This window comes from Streptomyces sp. NPDC060000 (assembly GCF_042737375.1).
In the GTDB taxonomy this organism is placed as follows: domain Bacteria; phylum Actinomycetota; class Actinomycetes; order Streptomycetales; family Streptomycetaceae; genus Streptomyces.
Genome location: NZ_JBHWUU010000002.1, coordinates 92,627 through 109,903, shown reverse-complemented (window position 1 = coordinate 109,903; position 17,277 = coordinate 92,627). Strand labels below are relative to the sequence as shown.

Annotated in this window: 16 protein-coding genes and 1 tRNA gene; 10 read left to right on the top strand and 7 right to left on the bottom strand. The window is 66.9% G+C overall.

Going from position 1 to position 17,277, the window contains the following annotated elements; genetic code table 11:
* Positions 1 to 372 precede the first annotated feature (372 nt).
* Entirely contained in the window at positions 373 to 2,262 is a 1,890-nt protein-coding gene (locus ACFWBB_RS02345; RefSeq protein ID WP_385265797.1) for a galactose oxidase-like domain-containing protein, read from the bottom strand.
* Between the two features lie 391 nt (positions 2,263 to 2,653).
* Between ACFWBB_RS02345 and ACFWBB_RS02340 the strand changes: the two genes are divergently transcribed.
* Positions 2,654 to 4,915, top strand: a complete 2,262-nt coding sequence (locus ACFWBB_RS02340; protein WP_385265795.1) for a Dyp-type peroxidase — start codon at positions 2,654 to 2,656, stop codon at positions 4,913 to 4,915.
* 409 nt (positions 4,916 to 5,324) lie between these two features.
* Here the strand turns inward: ACFWBB_RS02340 and ACFWBB_RS02335 are convergent.
* Both ACFWBB_RS02335 and ACFWBB_RS02330 read right to left on the bottom strand, forming a co-directional pair.
* A tRNA-Arg gene (locus tag ACFWBB_RS02335) sits at positions 5,325 to 5,394 on the bottom strand.
* Positions 5,395 to 5,766: 372 nt separating this feature from the next.
* On the bottom strand, positions 5,767 to 6,519 hold the full coding sequence (locus ACFWBB_RS02330) for a GntR family transcriptional regulator (RefSeq protein WP_385265791.1): 753 nt from the start codon (positions 6,517 to 6,519) through the stop codon (positions 5,767 to 5,769).
* A gap of 78 nt (positions 6,520 to 6,597) precedes the next feature.
* Here ACFWBB_RS02330 and ACFWBB_RS02325 point away from each other — a divergent pair, with 78 nt between their 5' ends.
* From ACFWBB_RS02325 to ACFWBB_RS02290, 8 genes are all read left to right on the top strand, one after another.
* Entirely contained in the window at positions 6,598 to 6,876 is a 279-nt protein-coding gene (locus ACFWBB_RS02325) for a hypothetical protein (RefSeq protein ID WP_385265788.1), read from the top strand.
* A 12-nt stretch (positions 6,877 to 6,888) separates the two neighbouring features.
* Positions 6,889 to 7,200 (top strand): hypothetical protein, encoded by a 312-nt coding sequence (locus ACFWBB_RS02320; RefSeq protein ID WP_385265785.1) that lies wholly within the window; start codon positions 6,889 to 6,891, stop codon positions 7,198 to 7,200.
* 199 nt (positions 7,201 to 7,399) lie between these two features.
* Positions 7,400 to 7,624, top strand: coding sequence for a hypothetical protein (locus ACFWBB_RS02315; protein WP_094102928.1), 225 nt, complete (start codon positions 7,400 to 7,402; stop codon positions 7,622 to 7,624).
* Complete coding sequence (locus tag ACFWBB_RS02310) at positions 7,621 to 8,352, top strand: GntR family transcriptional regulator (protein ID WP_385265780.1); 732 nt, start codon at positions 7,621 to 7,623, stop codon at positions 8,350 to 8,352. The genes ACFWBB_RS02315 and ACFWBB_RS02310 overlap by 4 nt, the downstream gene beginning before the upstream one ends.
* A gap of 8 nt (positions 8,353 to 8,360) precedes the next feature.
* On the top strand, positions 8,361 to 8,663 hold the full coding sequence (locus ACFWBB_RS02305; protein ID WP_385265778.1) for a hypothetical protein: 303 nt from the start codon (positions 8,361 to 8,363) through the stop codon (positions 8,661 to 8,663).
* Between the two features lie 348 nt (positions 8,664 to 9,011).
* The gene (locus tag ACFWBB_RS02300; protein WP_385266037.1) at positions 9,012 to 11,051 is read left to right on the top strand and encodes a TerD family protein; all 2,040 of its coding nucleotides are present in this window, start codon (positions 9,012 to 9,014) and stop codon (positions 11,049 to 11,051) included.
* A 406-nt stretch (positions 11,052 to 11,457) separates the two neighbouring features.
* Positions 11,458 to 12,000, top strand: coding sequence for a hypothetical protein (locus ACFWBB_RS02295; RefSeq protein ID WP_385265775.1), 543 nt, complete (start codon positions 11,458 to 11,460; stop codon positions 11,998 to 12,000).
* 382 nt (positions 12,001 to 12,382) lie between these two features.
* Entirely contained in the window at positions 12,383 to 12,610 is a 228-nt protein-coding gene (locus ACFWBB_RS02290; protein ID WP_385265772.1) for a hypothetical protein, read from the top strand.
* Here ACFWBB_RS02290 and ACFWBB_RS02285 read toward each other — a convergent pair.
* Together ACFWBB_RS02285 and ACFWBB_RS02280 are read right to left on the bottom strand one after the other, a co-directional pair.
* On the bottom strand, positions 12,604 to 13,758 hold the full coding sequence (locus ACFWBB_RS02285; RefSeq protein WP_385265770.1) for a caspase domain-containing protein: 1,155 nt from the start codon (positions 13,756 to 13,758) through the stop codon (positions 12,604 to 12,606). The two genes, ACFWBB_RS02290 and ACFWBB_RS02285, sit on opposite strands and share 7 nt — an antisense overlap.
* Positions 13,755 to 14,102 carry a hypothetical protein gene (locus tag ACFWBB_RS02280; protein ID WP_385265767.1) on the bottom strand — a complete coding sequence of 116 codons (348 nt, stop codon included), beginning with the start codon at positions 14,100 to 14,102 and terminating at the stop codon, positions 13,755 to 13,757. The genes ACFWBB_RS02285 and ACFWBB_RS02280 overlap by 4 nt, the downstream gene beginning before the upstream one ends.
* A gap of 345 nt (positions 14,103 to 14,447) precedes the next feature.
* On the opposite strand from ACFWBB_RS02280, the gene ACFWBB_RS02275 reads away from it, so the two are divergent.
* Positions 14,448 to 14,747 (top strand): DUF6959 family protein, encoded by a 300-nt coding sequence (locus ACFWBB_RS02275; protein ID WP_385265764.1) that lies wholly within the window; start codon positions 14,448 to 14,450, stop codon positions 14,745 to 14,747.
* 115 nt (positions 14,748 to 14,862) lie between these two features.
* On the opposite strand, the gene ACFWBB_RS02270 is transcribed toward ACFWBB_RS02275, so the two are convergent.
* Together ACFWBB_RS02270 and ACFWBB_RS02265 are read right to left on the bottom strand one after the other, a co-directional pair.
* The gene (locus tag ACFWBB_RS02270) at positions 14,863 to 15,102 is read right to left on the bottom strand and encodes a hypothetical protein (RefSeq protein ID WP_385265762.1); all 240 of its coding nucleotides are present in this window, start codon (positions 15,100 to 15,102) and stop codon (positions 14,863 to 14,865) included.
* 295 nt (positions 15,103 to 15,397) lie between these two features.
* Positions 15,398 to 15,886, bottom strand: a complete 489-nt coding sequence (locus ACFWBB_RS02265) for a hypothetical protein (protein WP_385265760.1) — start codon at positions 15,884 to 15,886, stop codon at positions 15,398 to 15,400.
* Between the last annotated feature and the right edge of the window lie 1,391 nt (positions 15,887 to 17,277).

The following is a 17,277-nucleotide window of genomic DNA, read 5'->3' as shown; positions in this document are numbered from 1 at the left end:
ACCCCTCGGGCCGCCCCCCTCGGGCCGCCCCCCTCGGGCCGCCCCCCTCGGGCCGCCCCCCTCGGGCCGCCCCCCTCGGGCCGCCCCCCTCGGGCCACGCCTACGGGGCCACGCCTGCGGGCCCACACCCGAGCCCGCCGTCCTGGTGGCCCGCACAGCAGCTTCCACCGCCTCCACCGTGGCCACCGCCTCCACCGCGGCCACGGCGTCCGTCGTCACGCAGATCGTTCCGCCCCCGGCCGTCACCCCGCCACCGCCCCCACGACCTCCCCCCCCCCGAACGGAAGAAGCCCAGCTCAGAAGGCGTCTGAGGTGGGCTTCAGCGGAGCCGTCCGCGGGACTCGCGGCAGGCCCGTCAGAGTCAGGTGGGCACTACCTCGCCCCCAGGGTCTGGCCGCCCGAGGCCGGTTTGACCTGGACCCAGCCGGCGGTGCTGGGCACGCCCTCCTCGTTCAGAAGGAAGAGCATGTAGTAGCCGGGAGGGGCGGCATTGGCCGACGGCGGTGCCTGGAGTTCGAGGAAGTTGCCGCTGCGGCTCTTGATCCGCAGGTCGAGGTGGCGCTGGCTGGTGTTGACCGAGTGGGTCGCGGTGGTCGGCGCCAGCAGGACGGCACGGGTGACGTCGGAGGCGGTGTTGCTGCTCACCGTGATCTTGTCGTTGTACCCGACGGACGGGTTGAACACGGTGCCGAGGTGGGGGCGGCTGCCCTGCTGGAGGTAGGCCGGCTCGTAGATCTCGATGCTGCCGTTCATGCCGTCGGTGATGTCGGGGTCGTTGGCGAGCTGCTGGAGCTCGTCACCTGTGACCATCACCCGGCCGTCCGGGAGCACCACGGCGTTGGAGTGGTAGCCGCGCGGCAGCCGCTGGGCCGGGCCGAGCCTCCAGTTGCCGTTCTCGTCACGCAGTTCGATCTGGCGGTACTTCAGGTCCGCGTTGGGGTTGTACGGGCCGTTGCCGTAGTCACGGATGTCGAAGGCGCCGTTGACGGTCATCAGGGTCGCGTCCGGCATGAGCAGGGTGTCGTCCTGGGTGCGGCCGAAGGCTCTCGCCTTCTCCTTGCTCCACTGGCCGCCGACCAGCTGATACGTGTTCGGGTCGTCCCGGTCTCCGCCGAGTACCAGCACCGAGTCCGGGCCCTTGAAGCCGGCCGGGAGCGGCACGGCCGAACCATAGTTGCGCGGCATGTTGTCCGGTCGGGGTGCCAGGTCCGTCCGGGTCTCGGCGGCGGGGTCGAACTTCCACTGCTGCTCGGGGTTCCGGCCCAGGCCGTAGATCTTGCCGTCCCGCAGCGAGAAGAGGTGCGGGTAGTCCCGCTTGAACGGGGCGTCGGCCTTGAACCGTTCCACCGCCCAGCCCTCCGGCTTGTCCGTCTTGGCCGTGGGCACGGGCTTGTTCAGGGCGGGGAAGCGCTCGACGATCGAGGTGGGGGTGCCCCAGCCGAGCTCCGACTGGCCGGACATGATCAGCTGCCGCCCGTCCGCGCCGGTCACCACCGATGGGTACCACCGGCCGACCGCCATGTCCTGGTTCTGGTACCACTTCTCCTCCCACGGGTCGAAGACGAGGGAGAGCTTCGCGCCGGTACCGCCGTTGCCGCCGAGGTTGCCGCCGAAGACACCGAGCATCCCGTTGGGCAGGAAGGAGTGGCCGGCACAGAAGAACGGCGCGGGGCGGGGTTGGTTGAGCCCGTCCGGCATGTTGATCACGGGCGGCGTGACCTTGGTGAACGAGCCCGGGCCGGTGCCCTTGGCCGGATCCCACAGGTACGCGCGGCCCGCGTTCTCCTTGCCGATGGTGTCGGTCGGAGCCGGCTCCTTCTGGGGGTTGCTCTCGATGCGCTCGAAGGAGAACAGCAGCACCTTGCCGGTGGGCAGCATGGCGATGTGCGCGGCGAAGTCCGGGGACTGGAAGTACTCCCGGAACCTACCGGCGTCCAGCGCGTCGAAGTCCGCGTTGACCTTGGCCTGGGAGGCCGCAAGTGCCTTGAGCCGCTCGGTGCGGGTGGACTGCGGGTACTCGCCGACGGCCTTGACGGCCCTCCTGGTCATGGCGTGTTCCTCGGCGTGCTCCTTGCCGATGACCGTCGCCTCGTCCGGGTCTGCCTGCGCCCGGTCGGCCGAGGGGGCGTCACCGCCGTGCCCGTGGGCGGCGGCCAGGCCGGACGACAGCATGGTGAGTGTCAGCGCGGAGACGGCACACGCGGAGATCGCCGCGTACAGCATCCGTCTGGACGACGGTCCGGGCAGGTTCCTGGGGGACATGGGACTCCTTGCGAGAGAGCGGGCAGGGCGCGCAGCGGTGGTGTCGCGGCCGCGCCGTGTCACCGGTCAGGCCGCGCCGTGTCACCGGCCCGATGGCGAGCACATGACGAGAGCACATGACGTAGGCGCACGGCACAGGCGCACGACGCAGGCGCACGACTACTCAAAGTGTTCGCCTGTCGGGCGGCCACTGTCGCGCGATGCCGGGCAGGCGGGTGACCTCTCGACGGCCAACCGGGTCAGAACCCTTGCGGGACAGGGGTTCTGCGCTACGGCGCAGGATCGCGACGCGACCGACCCGGAGATGCCCCCACTCCCACGTTGATCACGTAGCGTAGTTTCATGATTACTATGATGATTCGGTGGCATATGCGAACGTCAAGGAGAAACCATGGTGGAAGACCTCAAACTGCGCCAGAGCGACGACATTCAGGGTGATGTGATCGCGGGCTTCAAGAAGGACCGCATGACGCTGCTCTTCCTCAAGTTCGAGGACCCCGCGCGGGCACGCACCTGGGTGAAGCGGCTCGCCTCCCAGATCTCCACCACCAGACAGGTGGCCACCTTCAACGCGGCGTTCCGCAAGGCCAGACAGGCCACCGGTGGCGACGACCCGCAGACGTTGAAGGCCACCTGGACGAACGTCAGTTTCACCTACGAGGGCCTGAAGGTCCTCAACGGCGGTAAGGACCCACTGCCCTCGGTACCGAAGGGCGGCACTCTGGAGGCGTTCAAGGAGGGGTCCCACAAGCGCTCACTGGGCGACACCGGCGACAGCTCACCCGAGAACTGGCTGTTCGGGGACGGTAAGGGCCAGACCGTGCACGCCGTGATCACCGTCGCCTCCGACACCGCCGAGGGGCTCCAGGACGCGTTGACCGCCCAGCGCGAGGCAGCCGCGCAGGCCAAGATCGTGATCGTCTTCCAGCAGAACGGCGCCACGCTGCCGGGTACCCGCCGCGGAAAGGAACACTTCGGCTTCAAGGACGGGGTCAGCGAGCCGGGAATCATGGGCTTCGACGAGACCGACCCGAAGCGGCCGGAGTACGTCAAGGATCACCCGGGCACCCGGGTGATCCCGCCCGGCGAGTTCGTCATCGGGCACGACCGGGTCGGCGGGATTCCGTACGACGAGATGCCCGAGTGGGCCAACAACGGCAGCTTCCAGGTGGTGCGCCGGCTCGGTCAGGACGTCCCGGGCTGGTGGGCCCAGGTCACCGCGCAACTGAAGGTCCTGAGGAAGGCCAAAGTGGTGCCGGACGAGGCGACCACCGAATGGCTGGCCGCCCGCCTGGTCGGCCGCTGGCGCTCGGGCACGCCCGTCGCCAAGTGCCCGCACGCCGACATGCCGGACAACGCCCTCGCGAGCCAGGACAACGACTTCGGCTACCGCAACGACCCGGAGGGGTTCACCACCCCGCTCTTCTCCCACCTGCGCAAGACCAACCCCCGGGACGGCCTGCAGGAGAAGCCCGGCACGGACCCGTTCCCCGAGAACCCGGTCATGGACCGACGCCGGATCATCCGCCGCGGCGCCCCCTACGGCGCGCCCTTCGACCCGGCCTCGGACGGCCCCGGCGGCCCCGACCACCCGCGCGGACTGCTCTTCGTTTGTTACCAGTCCGACCTCGTCGAGCAGTTCGAGTTCATCCAGAAGATGTGGATCGACAACGTCGACTTCCCGCCGAACCGCCCTGCGAGTCCCGGCCCCGACCCGATGGTCGGCCCCACGGGCAAGGTCGCCTTCGAGAGCCCCGACGCGACGACCGAGCTGAGCTTCCATCAGTTCGTCACCACCGAGGGCTCGGTCTACGCCTTCGTCCCCTCCCTCACCACACTGAGGCTGCTGGGTGACGGCCGCCTCACCGACAAGCTTCCCGACACGGTCCGGCCGACCGACGCCTTCCTGCCCATCCCCGATCGCCAACGGGACCAAGGCAGGAGCTGGTACTGGGCCTACGGGACCGGCGGCGACGGACCGCTCTGCCGCACCATCTCCATCGCCGACGGCGACGAGCACAAGGACGTCGTCGAGCGCCCCGATCGGCCCCTGTCCACCTGGCCGTGCTACGACGGCGTGTCGAAGGTGGACGCGATCCTGCCGGTGCCGGACGAGCAGCGCGTCAACGGCCGGAGCCGGTACTGGCTGTTCCACACCGTGGAAGGCCGCCAGGTCTACCGGCTGATTTCGGTCGCGGACGGAGCGGAGTGCGGGCTCGCCCCCGAGGCGGCAGCCGCCGTCGACCGGCCCGACCGGCCGATCTCGGCCTGGGCCTCGTTCAACGGAATCGCGCAGGTGGACGCCTTCCTGCCGGTGCCCGACATGCAGCGCCAGAATGGGAAGAGCCACTACTGGCTCTTCCACTCCTCCCTGGGGCAGCAGGTCTACCGGCTGATCTCGATCGCCGACGGCTCCGCACACGACGACGTCATCGAACGCGGCGACCGTTCGCTCAGCCTGTGGCAGTCACTGGCCGGCATCTCCCGCGTGGACGAGTTCCTCGCCGTGCCGGACATGCACCGCATCAATGGGCTGAGCCTGTTCTGGGTGTTCCACCAGCAGAAATACCGGATCATCTCCATCGCAGACGGCCGCGGGCACAACGACCAGGTCGCGGTCGAGGACCGCCCGATCACCATGCTGACCGCCTGAGGCACGCCCCGCCGTCGCACCCACTGAACAAGAAGACCCAGCTCAGACAGTGCCTGAGCAGGGATTCAGTGGAGCCGCCTTCGGGATTCGAAGCCGAGACCTACGCATGACGAGGGCCCGCATGATCGTGACGGCGGGAGCCAACGCCTCACGTGAGCACCGCTGGCGGCTACCCGAGGGGGACCTGCTCCCGGCCGAACAAGCGTGGGTCCGACCTCATGGACCCACGCGCGGCCGCCCAGGTGCTGGACGAAGAGCGGTCGCCAGGTATTCGTCAGCTCGAACCGAAATCTCCTATGCCGGGGGCGGTATCCACAATCGTGGACAGTCGAGGCGCTTGCTCTCGCGGCGATGTGCGTCCGGACGTCGAAGAACCCCTCACGAGTTACCGCAGGGGAGAGGATATGGGCGCCCCCGGCAGGACTCGAACCTGCGGCCAAGCGCTTAGAAGGCGCTGGTCCTATTGGTGCTGACCTGGCTCTGACCTGCGCTCAATCCTCCTTCACGCTCCTGGTCGCGCTGCCTTCGACACACATTCGACAGGTGGCGGTCAAACCCCAGAGAGACGCCGGATCGGGGCCTCAAGATCAAAGAATGCCGCGTATAAGAGGCTGACTTCCCTCTCTGCAGCGGGCACCGTGGCAGTTGTGAGGCTAGTTGTCAGTACCACGGTTGGTACTGACTCTCGGGCTGTCATGGACCACGCTGGTGCTCATGCCGTTAGTGAGACCGAACGCGCAAATGCGTCCACTTGGGCACTGACACCGACTCTCGTGCGGGAAATCCTGTCGGAGTCAAGGAGGGGCGGAGGTGCGATGGATAGTCACTGGGACCGCAACGGCGCAGGACCGTCACCGATTGATCGGGATCTCGTAGACGATCTCGCAGTGGGCGGCAGGCACCACGATGTCCGCCGTCTCCACGGGCCGCCCCTGGTCGCTGTAGTACGTCCGGCGGATGTGCGTGACGAGCGCGGATTTCTGGATGCCCAGGAGTGACGCCTCCTCGGCGGTCGCCTGCCGCGGTTCCGGTTGCTCCACGGCGTGGCTGACGGTGATGCCGATCGCGGCCATGCGGTTCACGACGCCCGCCCCGGCGTGTGGCCCTCCCTCGGGGAGGACGACGAGAGTGCCGGCCGTGAGGTCGTACGGCTCCCAACTCGTCGACAGCTGCACGGGCCTGCCGTCCGCCAGGAACTCGTACGTCGTGCGGACGCACAGCTCGCCCTCGGCGATGCCCAGCCGTGCCGCGATCTCCGTCGGCGCCGGCACCTTGGCGTCGGTCCGGCTCTCCCAGTCCCCTTGCCTGCCGACGGCCTTCATGTCCGCACGGAAGGGCGACCCGTTGGGCTCGCGCGCAGAGGAACGCACCACCCGCACCCGTTGCCGCGGCTCGGCGACGTACGTGCCGGAACCGGCGCGGCCCTCCAGCACGCCCTGGGAGATCAGCAACTCCTGAGCCCGGCGGACCACGTTCTCGCCCACACCGCACTCTTCGCCGATCTGGGCACGGGAGGGCAGGCGGTCTCCCGGCTCCCACACGTGCTCCGCGATCCGCCGCCGGAGTTCGTCGGCGATGCGGAGATAGGGCGGCTGCTCAGACATATGGAAAATCTAGTCCACTAGCTCTAATTTAGTTAACTAGCTTTACTCAAAGTGATCGCTGGTGACGGAGGCTGCCCTGTGCCCGCTTCGGGAGTTAGCGCGGCGGCCCTCGTCGCCCGGCTGTCCGCCCTCGGGCTGCTCACACGAGTGGAGGAACACCCCCGGCACACGTCGGTGGAAGCGGAGGTGCCGGAAGCGCTCTCCGCCGAGTCATGGCGGGAGGTCCTGAACGTGGTGGCGGAGGCCGATCGATTCGGGCTCCTGGCCACCAACATGAACGGCCGCACCCTCTGGGCGGTCGTACGTAAAGCGGTCCCCGCGACGGGCGATGTCGGGGGACCGAGCCATCAGCGATAGGAGCTGATCAGCGTGCTCAACCGTATCCGCCGTGCCGTCTCGCTCACCAGAGAGCGGCACTTCCCCAGGGGCAGGCACCGTCGCCCCTTAACGACCTCCCGGCCGTCGGCGTCTCCCGTCGCCTCCTTGCCTTCGAACAGGACGACGGCCGCCCGCTGGCGCGCCTCCGACGACGTGGACCACCGGCAAACGCTCAGGGGTGAGGACATCGCACTCGTCCGTCCGTACGTGCTCGCCTGGGAGAAGCGCGTGAGAACGCGCGAAGTGGTCGTCGCTCCCTATCTGCCGGCCGACGCGTGGTCGGCCCTGGTGGGGGTCCACTGATGCGCCCCCGTCGACAGCCCCGCGTCACGGACGCCTCGGCCGTCCCCTACCGATCCACCGCATGCCGGATCGGCACCCACCCCGCCTGCGCAGAGTCCTCCCCGGCCTCGGCGCCGATCGACCTCCCGGTGATCTATGAGGCGTGCGACTGCCCGTGCCATTCAATGTCCGGCCAGACGACGCCTTCGGAGGTGCAGCGGTGAGGGAGTGGGCACCCGGCGGCACGCTGGCGTCCAACGTCGAAGTGACTGCGGCCACCGTGCAGCGCGGCGACATCATTCAACTCGGAGGCCGGGCCTGCCGGGTACAGGATCTCTTCCAGCTCTCCCAGGGCGCGAAGCAAATCCTTTTCGACTCGGGCGAGTTGCTGACCATACACACGCGAACCCGGCTCGTTGCGGTGCGGATGATGAGGCGACGGTGACCCGGTCCGTGCCTCCTCGCCACCACCACATCTCCGACGATCTCCGGCACCAGATCACGACCGGCCACCTCAAGCCCGGCGAACGACTCCCGTCCGAAACCGGCTTGGCGGGTCAGTACAAGGTCAGCACAGCGACGCTGCGGAGTGCTCTCTCGGTGCTCCAGGGCGAAGGCCTCGTCGAGAAGATCCACGGCAAGGGCAACTTCGTCCGCCGCCCTCTCCGCCGGATCATGTACGTCGGCGGCTGGGGGACGCTGGACCCGTGGACCGCCGCTGAAGCGGCCCTACGCGTCACGGTTCGCACTGCCACGGTTCAGGCTGACGGACACCTGACGACCCTGCTGAGGGTGCCGACGGGCAGTCCACTCGCGGAGTTCTTCTGCGTCAGCCACGAGGGGGAGTCACCGCACGGACTGGCCCGTATCTACATCCCGCGCGACCTGGCGCCGGCCGGAGTGCTCGACGACGCATCCCCGTGCCTGGAGGCAGCCAAGAGATTCGGCGTACTCGGCCCTCCGCCGGCTGCAGTCCGGGAAACGGTATGCGCCCGCCCGCCGACGCCGGACGAGTCATCGACCCTGCGAACCAACTCCGTCACGCCAGTTCTGGCGATCACGCGCGTCGCGACCGACCCCACCGGCCGAGTGGTCGAGGCGGCCCTTCTGGTCTTCCCAGGGGATCGAGCCGACGCAGTCTTCACCACCCACCACACGCCCGACGAGAGGTAGACGCCAGGATGACAGCACGGAACGAACTACGCCTGCTCCCGTGGTCGGGCCCGGAGGGCAAGCCCTGCTACCTGAGCACGGGTGACAAGAGCGGCTACATGTCCCGCCTGGCGGACAACATCGAAGCGGAGCAACTCGACACGGCGGCCGAACTGCTGAAGCAGGCCGCGGAAACCCTCGGCGACGAGCCGGCGGATCCGGAGGACTTGCAACTCCTGGCGAAGGAACTGACCGGAGCCCTGCGAGACGTGCTCCGCGTAGCCACCAGCCGCGGTCACCTCTTGGCGGTGAGCGAACCTCACCGCATCTGAGAAGAACGGTCGGCAAGGCGGGTACCGGGGCAGCCTCTCGTTCAACCCGTGCTGGGAGAGGGACTTGGACAAGAATCCGGGTTCCTCTCCCTCTTGCGTCACTTCGGTTAAGCCTGACGGAAAGGCACGCTCGGCTCGGGGTGTGCTCCCTCGGTCCGGGCTGACGGGCTTGTGGAGCTGCTCTGTTGATCCTTGGTTCTCGCCGCTGTTTGTTTCCGGACGCTCTCACGGTCTCGTCATCGGGGCACTACAGTCTTTCGTTGTGCTGTACATCACATGACGTCGGCGCGGGGTGGGTGGCCTGGGTGGGGCAGCCAAGTGCCCGAGTTGCGAGATCTGGGGGGCTACATGCATGAGATGGCCAAGGGCTCGAACGTAGCGCTGACGGCGCTGAGTGAGAACGCCGGTTCGGTGATCGTGAGTTTGAGCTGGGTCAGCCCGACCGGTGAAGGCGATGCTGACGTGTCCGTCCTGCTGCTGGACGCGAACGGCAAGGTGCGCAGTGACAGTGACTTTTACTTCTACAACAACCCGGTTGCCGCTGACGGGAGTGTGCAACTGCTGGGGAAGACCCCGACGGAGAGCGGCGACGAGGACCGGATCAGCTTCGACTTGACTGCGGTCCCGTCCGGGGTTGACCGGATCGTCGTAGCGGCGAGCCGCTACGAGGGAGCCGGCTTCGGGGAACTGGAAGATCTGAAGGTGACGTTGGCTGACGGGGGCGGCGAGAGCTTCCTCAAGTTCGCCATCGATGACGCCGGCACGGTGGGCGCGATCATCTTCGGCGAGTTGTACCGGCGTGGGGACGAGTGGAAGTTTCGTGCTGTCGGACAGGGCTACGACACAGGTCTGGCCGGTCTGGCGATGGACTTCGGTGTCGACATCGATGACGACGCGGACGCAGAGGAAGCGCTAAACGGTACAGAGAGCAGCGAGCAGGCTGATACGGCTGTTCCGGCTCCGGCCGTTGAGCAGGGACCGCAAGTTACGCCTGGCTTGGTTCCGGCTCCCCGTCCGCCCAGCGATGAGGCGGGGCCGAAGAAGGCGGTACGGCCTCGTACCGCGAAAAAGAAGGTCACTGTGCCCAGGGTGGCCAGGAAGTCTCTTGCGGACAATGAGTCCTGGAAGCAGGCCAGGCTCTTTCCGGTCTCGGTACTCAAGAGCGACCGGGACCGGGAAATGCGCGCTACGTCGGTACTGCTGTCGGTGATGGCGCAAGTGCCGGAGTTCGGCCGGAGACTCACGGCGGCGTTCGGAGCTCCGTCGGGCCGTATGGAGACGTTCACCGAGGTCTCCCTGCCGCACGGCGATACACCGCGACGCCCCGACGGCGTGATCCGTGTCGAGCGGGCCGGCAAACTGTGGACCGCGCTGATGGAGACCAAGACCAACGGCAACGACCTCAAGCCCGAGCAGGTGCAGGCATACGTGGACATCGCCGCCCGCCGTGGATACGAAGCCGTGGTCACACTGTCGAACGACGTCGCGCTGGAAGGCAGCCCGCTCGTCGACGTCAAGATCGACGGACGGCGCAAGCACAAGGTGGCTCTCTGGCACCTGTCCTGGGCCGAAGTCACCCACCAGGCGCAGATGCTGATCCGGCACGAGGGCGTCGGAGACAAGGCGCATGCCTGGCTGCTTCAGGAACTGCTGTACTACCTGCGACATGAGAACTCCGGCTGCCACGGCTTCCAGAACATGGGGGCGGCATGGGTCCCCGTACGCAATGGAATCGACAACGAAACCCTGTGCCAGGGCGACCCGCGCGCCCTGGACGTGGTCGAGAGCTGGGAACGGCTCGTCCGTCAGATCTGCCTCAGCCTCGGTGGCGAACTCGGACAGAAGGTACTGCCCGTCCAGCGCGCCAAGCGCGGAGCCGATCCGAAAGCGCGCCGCAGTCGCCTGGCCGATCAGCTCTGCCTCGACGGCAGACTTCAGGCAGAGCTCCGGATCGAGGGCGCACCCGGAGTTCTTGCGATCAGCGCCGACCTGCGTACCGGCAAGCTTCGCACCTCCATCGAGATCCCCGCACCGGAGCAGGGCTACCCGTTGACCTGGGCCAAACGCCTCATTCGCCACCTGGCCGAGGCCCCAGCAGACCTCCACATCGAAACCCTGGTCGAAGGAGAGACCGGTGGGCCACGGGGCACGCTGGAGCGGCTCCGCCCGGAGCCGGCGGACATGCTCCCGAAGAACAACGACACCCACATCACTGGCTTCCGCCTGTCCCTGTTCAAAAGCATGGGAAGCAGTCGAGGGAACGCCGAATCCGGCTTCATCCGCAGCGTCGACGACGCCGTTCACCGCTTCTACACCACCGTCGTAGTCCGCCTGGACCACCCGACGCCCCGGCAAGCAAGAGCGAAGGAACGCGCCGGAACGGGGTGACGTCCGGCCGTGGACAGTTGCACGTGGCCGCGGTTCACGTGCAACTGTCCACGGCCGGGCGCCACGAGGCCGGGTAGCCGTAAGGGGACGAGCGCCCTGAACCTGGGAAGTTCAGGTGTTCTGCAAGCGGTGACTGTTCTGACCTGCGACGGAACTTGAACCGCGTCCGAGCGGTTCCAGACTTGTTCCCCGCTGTTCCCCGCGGTTCTCCGCGAGATCGGGCACGCATCTGGCAAGTCCGGCCGGTGCCTCGCCAACTGGCCTACTGCGCGAGTCCCACTCGTACGCCCCTACGATGCGGGTCATGGGGACGTCTGATTGCACACCACTCATACGCGCCTGTTGGCTCTCATGGCTCGCGGTCGCGACCGTCGATCAAGCGGAGTTGGTGAGGACCCTTGGCTTGGTGGATGCACGGGAGACCACCTGGGCCGATGGCGTGGAACTCATCGACGAGGTGGCACATGAGGAGGAGCCGTCCTCCACAGTGGTCCTTACCCCGCCCATGCAGGGGTGGACCCTGGTCGTCGGACCGTACTTCGGCCTTCCCTATCCGCAGCAGACAGTGCACGTCACTGACCTGTGTCGAGAGTTGAGCGCACAGTTCGGCAGAGCCCAACTCTTTTTCCACAGTGAGCAGAACGACGGGGAGGCGTGGCTGATCGCCGAACGGGGACGGATCCTCAGACGTTGGGTCAGTGAGTACCCGGAGCTCGCCCTGGGCGAGCCGTTCGGAGTCGAGCGACGGCTCCTCGACGCGTACGGCATCACGGGCAAGCCCGAGGATCTCGCTCCTGACAGCGATCTGGCCGGCGACTGGGCGGCGACCTGGGGAGATTGCTGGGCTACGACGGTCGCAGAGGAAAACAGCGTCGACCCCACCAAAGCTGCCGTCGATACGGGCTCGATCAGCGGCATGCTGGTGGCAGCTGCTCCACCCTTCGAGTAAGCGCACCGCTTGCCCACGGAACGACCACCGTCTCGCACACGGCTCCGGAGGCCGCTTGGGTCCTGGGCAACGTGGCAGGTCACGGCCCTGCGCGTGCCAGATCTGACGAGACGAGTCCACAGATAGGCCACGGCTGGCCGAGTACCGCTTTAAGGGTGGATCCGAGCCCGATCAGCGGATGACGAGGTCTGTATCCGGGGCTTCTAAACCTTCATTGGAGCTCGTAACACGATCATGAGCGTGCCTTCTTGAGGCGTCGCCAGCAGATCACTCCTCCAGCAGTGCAGAATCAGCCGTGCTTAGCCGTTCAGGAACCGGCACGACCCGATCGCTGCGAGACTCTGCCCGACAATGCAGTCGCACTGAACGGGGACGTGTAGCTGTGGCAAAAGCGAAGAGCCGCAAGGGGTACTACCGGGCAGGACATCATGTGAAGCCGTCGTCGGCAACCAGCCGGTGGAAGAAGCCGTCCACGGGTCTCGTCCTGGCGGGCGCGCTTCTGGCCATCGCCGGATGGAACACCCTGTTCACAGACGGGGCCGACGACTCCGACAAGCCGCCCCACCCCCAGACCTCCAGCGCCTCGGCTTCTGCCGTACCTGGTCAGTGATCCCGCTCCCGGCGGAAGACCGAGAAGGGCCGCTGCCAAGTCTGTCCCTTCTCAGTGCCGGCCCTGCGGGGAACTTCCGGGGTCGTCGCGTCTGCTGACGCCTCCTGCGCGCGCAGCTCCTGCCAGACGGCCTGCCACTGCGTGACCTGATCGTCGGAGACACCACAGGCCGAGAGGTAGGCGGCCGCTGTGCCCCAGGTGGTAGGAAGAGCGCCGCGGTTGAGTAGACGGCTGACGGTGCCTGCCGATATGCGTCCGGCCGAACGCTGGCTGACTGCCTGGTGGGTCAGACCGCTGATCACGCGTACGTCCGCGAGGGCGGTGAAGAACCCCGTGACGGTGCGGACCGTATGCGGATCCGGCCACGCACGCTCACCGGCGTCCACGCCGGGCCTAGCAGGGGCGGACGTGGTGGGGAGATCCGTGTGATTGCGTCCGAGTGCCACCTCGGCACCACTGTTGCGGTCCCGGGCCTGCGGAACGGGATGCCCCCTCGCTTCCAGCCTCAGACGCAGGTGCCGATAGAGAACCCCCAGATCGAGCAGTGCGGGAGCGCCGGGTATGCCACGGCGCAGCGTGTCGAGCAGTGCGCCGGTGAAGGCTGTGTAGGTCTCTCCCACCGGCGCCAGAGCGGTGCGGGTCTCGGCGGCGGCCGCCAGGAGAAAGCTGCCCTCCACGGCCGCCTGGTCGGCGAGGGCGGGCTCGGCGCTCATCCTCCCCAGGGCCCGGCCGCTGTAGCAGCAGTCCAGAATCACGACATGACGCTCGGCCCGGGAGTCCAGCAGAAGGACCTGGCGCAGCCAGTCATAGGGCAGGCCGGTCTCGACGCGGCCGAACTCGGTGTGTGGTAGGGCCAGACTGAGCTCATCCTGCGCGTCGACAAGACCGTGCCCGGCGAAGTAGACGATCAGGGTGTCGGTGGCCTCGGCGGCCGCCTGCCTCACCGCGCCCACCACGGTGTGCGCGGCATCCGGATTCTCCACGACGCTCACATGCCGCTCCGGCAGCTGCAACGACAGCGGGCCGCACAAGAGGCTGGCGAGGGCCTGCAGATTGTTCGAGACCGCAGGCAGCTGCTCAAGATGCTGGTAACGGCTCGTGCCCACGAGCACCGCCCGTGTCGCCCCCGGGTCGGGCAGCACGCTCACCTGTTGCCGCCCTCATCGCCGCCGACGGCGGCAAGCGCCCGCGTCGCCCGCTCTATCTCCTCCTGCGAGCAGTCCGTGAGGACGATGACCGTGTCCCCTCGGCGGATCTCCACCCGCGGTCGCTGCGGTCGGCTCTGCCGCCACGCCGCCACCGCCAGCACGAACGATGCCGCACTCCACCCGTTCCCCGTCACCAGCCCCAGCACATCAAGCCCCGTGCCCATCTCCCCAGGCCCTGGCACACTGCCCCCCACCTCCATCACGGCCGACCGACGCACCACAGGATCCGCACGCAACCAGCCCTGCAGCGAACGCAGTTCCATCCCAGCCGACTCGACCCGCACCTCTAACCGCACCTTCGTCCTCCCTACATCCGCGCCGCCCAACGCGACGACGATGCAGACCTATCCCCCGCAGACACTGAAAAATCCAAACCATCCCAGCCGACCCCCAGCAACAGGCCGATCAACCACCAACACAAGATCCCTGATCACTCCAGCCCCAGGAGGCGCTGGCGCATCTTGCTGTGCTCCCGACAGGATTCGATCTTGCATATCCGCTTTAGGAGTTCGATCGAGCGGCTCTCCTGGGGCCCTCGCAGTCCTACCGGCATAGCGTGTGTGATCGCTCAAGGCCGCCTGCATACACGGTCGTTAATGTCAGCCGGTGATGTCAGGTTGTAGGGTCCGATGAAGCGCATTGAGGCCGAGCTGTTCACAGATGGCGGCAACGACGCCGTGGTTCGCATGCCCGGCAGACAGTTCCCCGGAGTCCTGGTGCAGGGCGACTCCCTTAACATCCTCCGCAGCGCCGTGGCCGAGGTGGTGGAGGCGTGCGAGCGAGGCGACCTGGAGGAAGCTCGGGACTCCGCCGGCCTTCTTCTGGCGGACCTGGATGCTCTGTTGATGCGGTACGAGGCTGCGTGCGTTGGGCGAGCACTAGATTCCGCGGCCGTACTGAGCTGGCAGGCCATCAGCTCGGGAAGGTAAGGGCATCTAGGGTTTGCTCTGGGCCTGACCTGCGGTGGAGGGGCGCAGACGCCTGGTGGACGGTCGACTGGTTCCCCGTGGTTCCCCGCACGATCTGGCACGTGTCTGGCACGAGTCATTCGTCGTCGCACCTCTCCAAGACCAGGCCTATGGAACCTTCTTCGAGTCCATTGTTTTCCTCCAGGTGGAGATGAGCGCCATCAGGTGTGCCGTCCTGGGCCAGTGTGAGGAGGTGGCTGGCCAGGGTCTTCAGCCCGGCAGCGTTGGCCGCGTTAACGATCTCTCCGCCCAGGTTGCGGACCTCGATGCGTGCGCCTTCCTCCCACGTGAAGACTCTGGTGGTTCCGTCGGTCACCGCACTTACGTGAGTGGTCATCGACGGCGCAGCGCTGGGTTCAGGGGCCATACCCAAGCATCGCGTACTCGGGGACCATCAGGCGCCGAGGGCGCAGTCTTTCCAACTGTGGTGGTCGGGTTTTGGGTTGGGTGCAGGGGCGTTCACCTGCGTTCATGGGCGGTTGGCAGTGGGAGCGGCGACCGCACTCGGTCTCGTCTGAACGGCCGTGAGCGCCGCTGAATGAGACGGAAACTGAGACGGGCCCCTGCCTGCGTGGCCAGCTGCGTCGGCGACTTGGCTCGCCACTGATTGGTCAGTCGGGCAGCGCACCCGGCTCGTCGACATCGGGGCCGAGGTCAGTGGCGGCGGCCAACGCGTGGGCTGCGGTTGTGAGGTCGTTCTCCCATCCGAGGAGCTCGTCGGGTCCGATCCATTCGCTGTAGTCCGCTGCGGCGGAGAGGAACCGTGTCTCCTCCCGGGTTCGGGCCGCGACTGTCATCGACAGCCGATCGGCTACGTCCTTGGGGCTCAGCTCGCCTTTCGCGAGGCCGAACGCGAGGCTCACCAGTAGACATCGGCCGGCCGTCTCCTCGTCGGGAAGAGGTATGCCGAGTTCGCCCAGGGCCAGCACATACAGTTCGCGGATCTCAACCGGGTCGCTGCGGCGCGGGAGTCCGGCCAGCTCGCGTAGGGCTGGGGAATCAAGTCCGTCGGCAAGCGCATGCGCAGCGAGCATCGGGAGCTCCTCGGGAGGGAGTGTCTCCGCCACGTACTGCCAAGCGCTGTGCTGCAAACGGTCCATGCGTCCATCGTGGAGGGCGGCGAGACGTCCTGGCCAACCGATTGTTGTCGTGGGGCAATGACCTCTTCGTCCCGAAGCAACTTGGGCGGGGGTGCTGCCTTGGGCTGGGGCGGCTCCCACCTGCGCTGATGGTCCGCAGACGCCCGTGATTGTCCGCTGCTGTTCGTCGGCGTTGTCACGCGGTTAGACACTCACCCGGTGCGGTGCTCGTGCAGAGGAACCACCGGTGAGAGTCCTTTGAGTGCTGTCCTGCGAGCTCGCTGCCCCTCTTCATCCGGCCTGGCGAGTGCCGTAGCGCCCTGAATCGCAGGGGAGGGCTGGGCAAGCACGCTGCGGGGCAGACTACTTGGCGGCACACGGAAGGGAGCGATTGCGTAGTTTGATCTGGAGCCACCGGTCTATTTGGGGGACATGTGAGCTTGGCTGTTCAACTCCCAGCTCTGATAGGCGTCGTGATCGGCGGGGTTGTCTCCTTCGCCGGTAGTGCGCTATCTGAGCGATTCCGATGGAAGCGGGATGTACGACGCGAGTGGAGCCAGCGCCGATTCGAGGCGTACCGAGAGCTAATCCATGTAGCACATGTTCAGGTTGGTGCTGCGCGCTCGCTTGCTACCACGAGGAATCTCCTTGAAGGGCCCCCTCCCGTTTCCGCGGAAGACGGGATGAAAGAGATCGCCGAATCTGATAGGCGCCTGGCACTAGCATACGAAACGGTACAAATGATCGGGGATGAGCAAGTCGGTAGGGCTGCACATGCGTTTCGCTCGTCCTTGTGGCAATTGAGCGACTGCGCACGCGGATTGATTGAGGTGGACGCAGCGGAGTGGGAAAAGGCATATAAGAGATACCGGATATCGCGTGACGGATTCCATTCCGCCATTCGCCGCGATCTCGGCATAGCTGGTCAAGGGTATCAGCGCAATACGGCAGGGCTTTCCTCTCGTCCCCCCACCGTTGAGTCCCCGTGAGGACGGGCAGATACTGCTTTCCGAGCTCGCCCCTGTTAAAGCCCCGCTTTAGGAGAGCGGCTGAGGTGCGGGGCGGCTGACCTGAGTCTTGGATACCTGGTGCGGCACCCATGCGGCACCCTGCAATTGGACCGTAAGGCACCCTCAGTGACCGTGGCTGACCTCTGCATCTGGCACGGCAGTGGCACGAAACTCAGCCGACGAAAGTCAGCCACGACGGCCAGTACGCTGGCCGACCAGGCGCGCGTGTGCCTCGCTGCACCCTCACCGGCCTCCGCCACGCTGCCGCTGCCGTCGACCAGAGCAAGCCGCGACGGCACTCCCGTAACAACGATGCCTGAGCCCTCAGCTTGGGAAGCTGAGATAATTTCCGGCTGGTTCGCAGGCTGACCTGGGTGAACGGCCGGATTGCAACTTGCTAGG

Excerpts from the sequence above, each read along its gene's own strand:
- ACFWBB_RS02275 (WP_385265764.1), top strand. The coding sequence starts at position 14,448 with ATGAAGCGCATTGAGGCCGAGCTGTTCACAGATGGCGGCAACGACGCC.
- ACFWBB_RS02265 (WP_385265760.1), bottom strand. The coding sequence starts at position 15,886 with ATGGACCGTTTGCAGCACAGCGCTTGGCAGTACGTGGCGGAGACACTC.
- ACFWBB_RS02330 (WP_385265791.1), bottom strand. The coding sequence starts at position 6,519 with ATGTCTGAGCAGCCGCCCTATCTCCGCATCGCCGACGAACTCCGGCGG.
- ACFWBB_RS02340 (WP_385265795.1), top strand. The coding sequence starts at position 2,654 with ATGGTGGAAGACCTCAAACTGCGCCAGAGCGACGACATTCAGGGTGAT.
- ACFWBB_RS02300 (WP_385266037.1), top strand. The coding sequence starts at position 9,012 with ATGCATGAGATGGCCAAGGGCTCGAACGTAGCGCTGACGGCGCTGAGT.
- ACFWBB_RS02345 (WP_385265797.1), bottom strand. The coding sequence starts at position 2,262 with ATGTCCCCCAGGAACCTGCCCGGACCGTCGTCCAGACGGATGCTGTAC.
- ACFWBB_RS02305 (WP_385265778.1), top strand. The coding sequence starts at position 8,361 with ATGACAGCACGGAACGAACTACGCCTGCTCCCGTGGTCGGGCCCGGAG.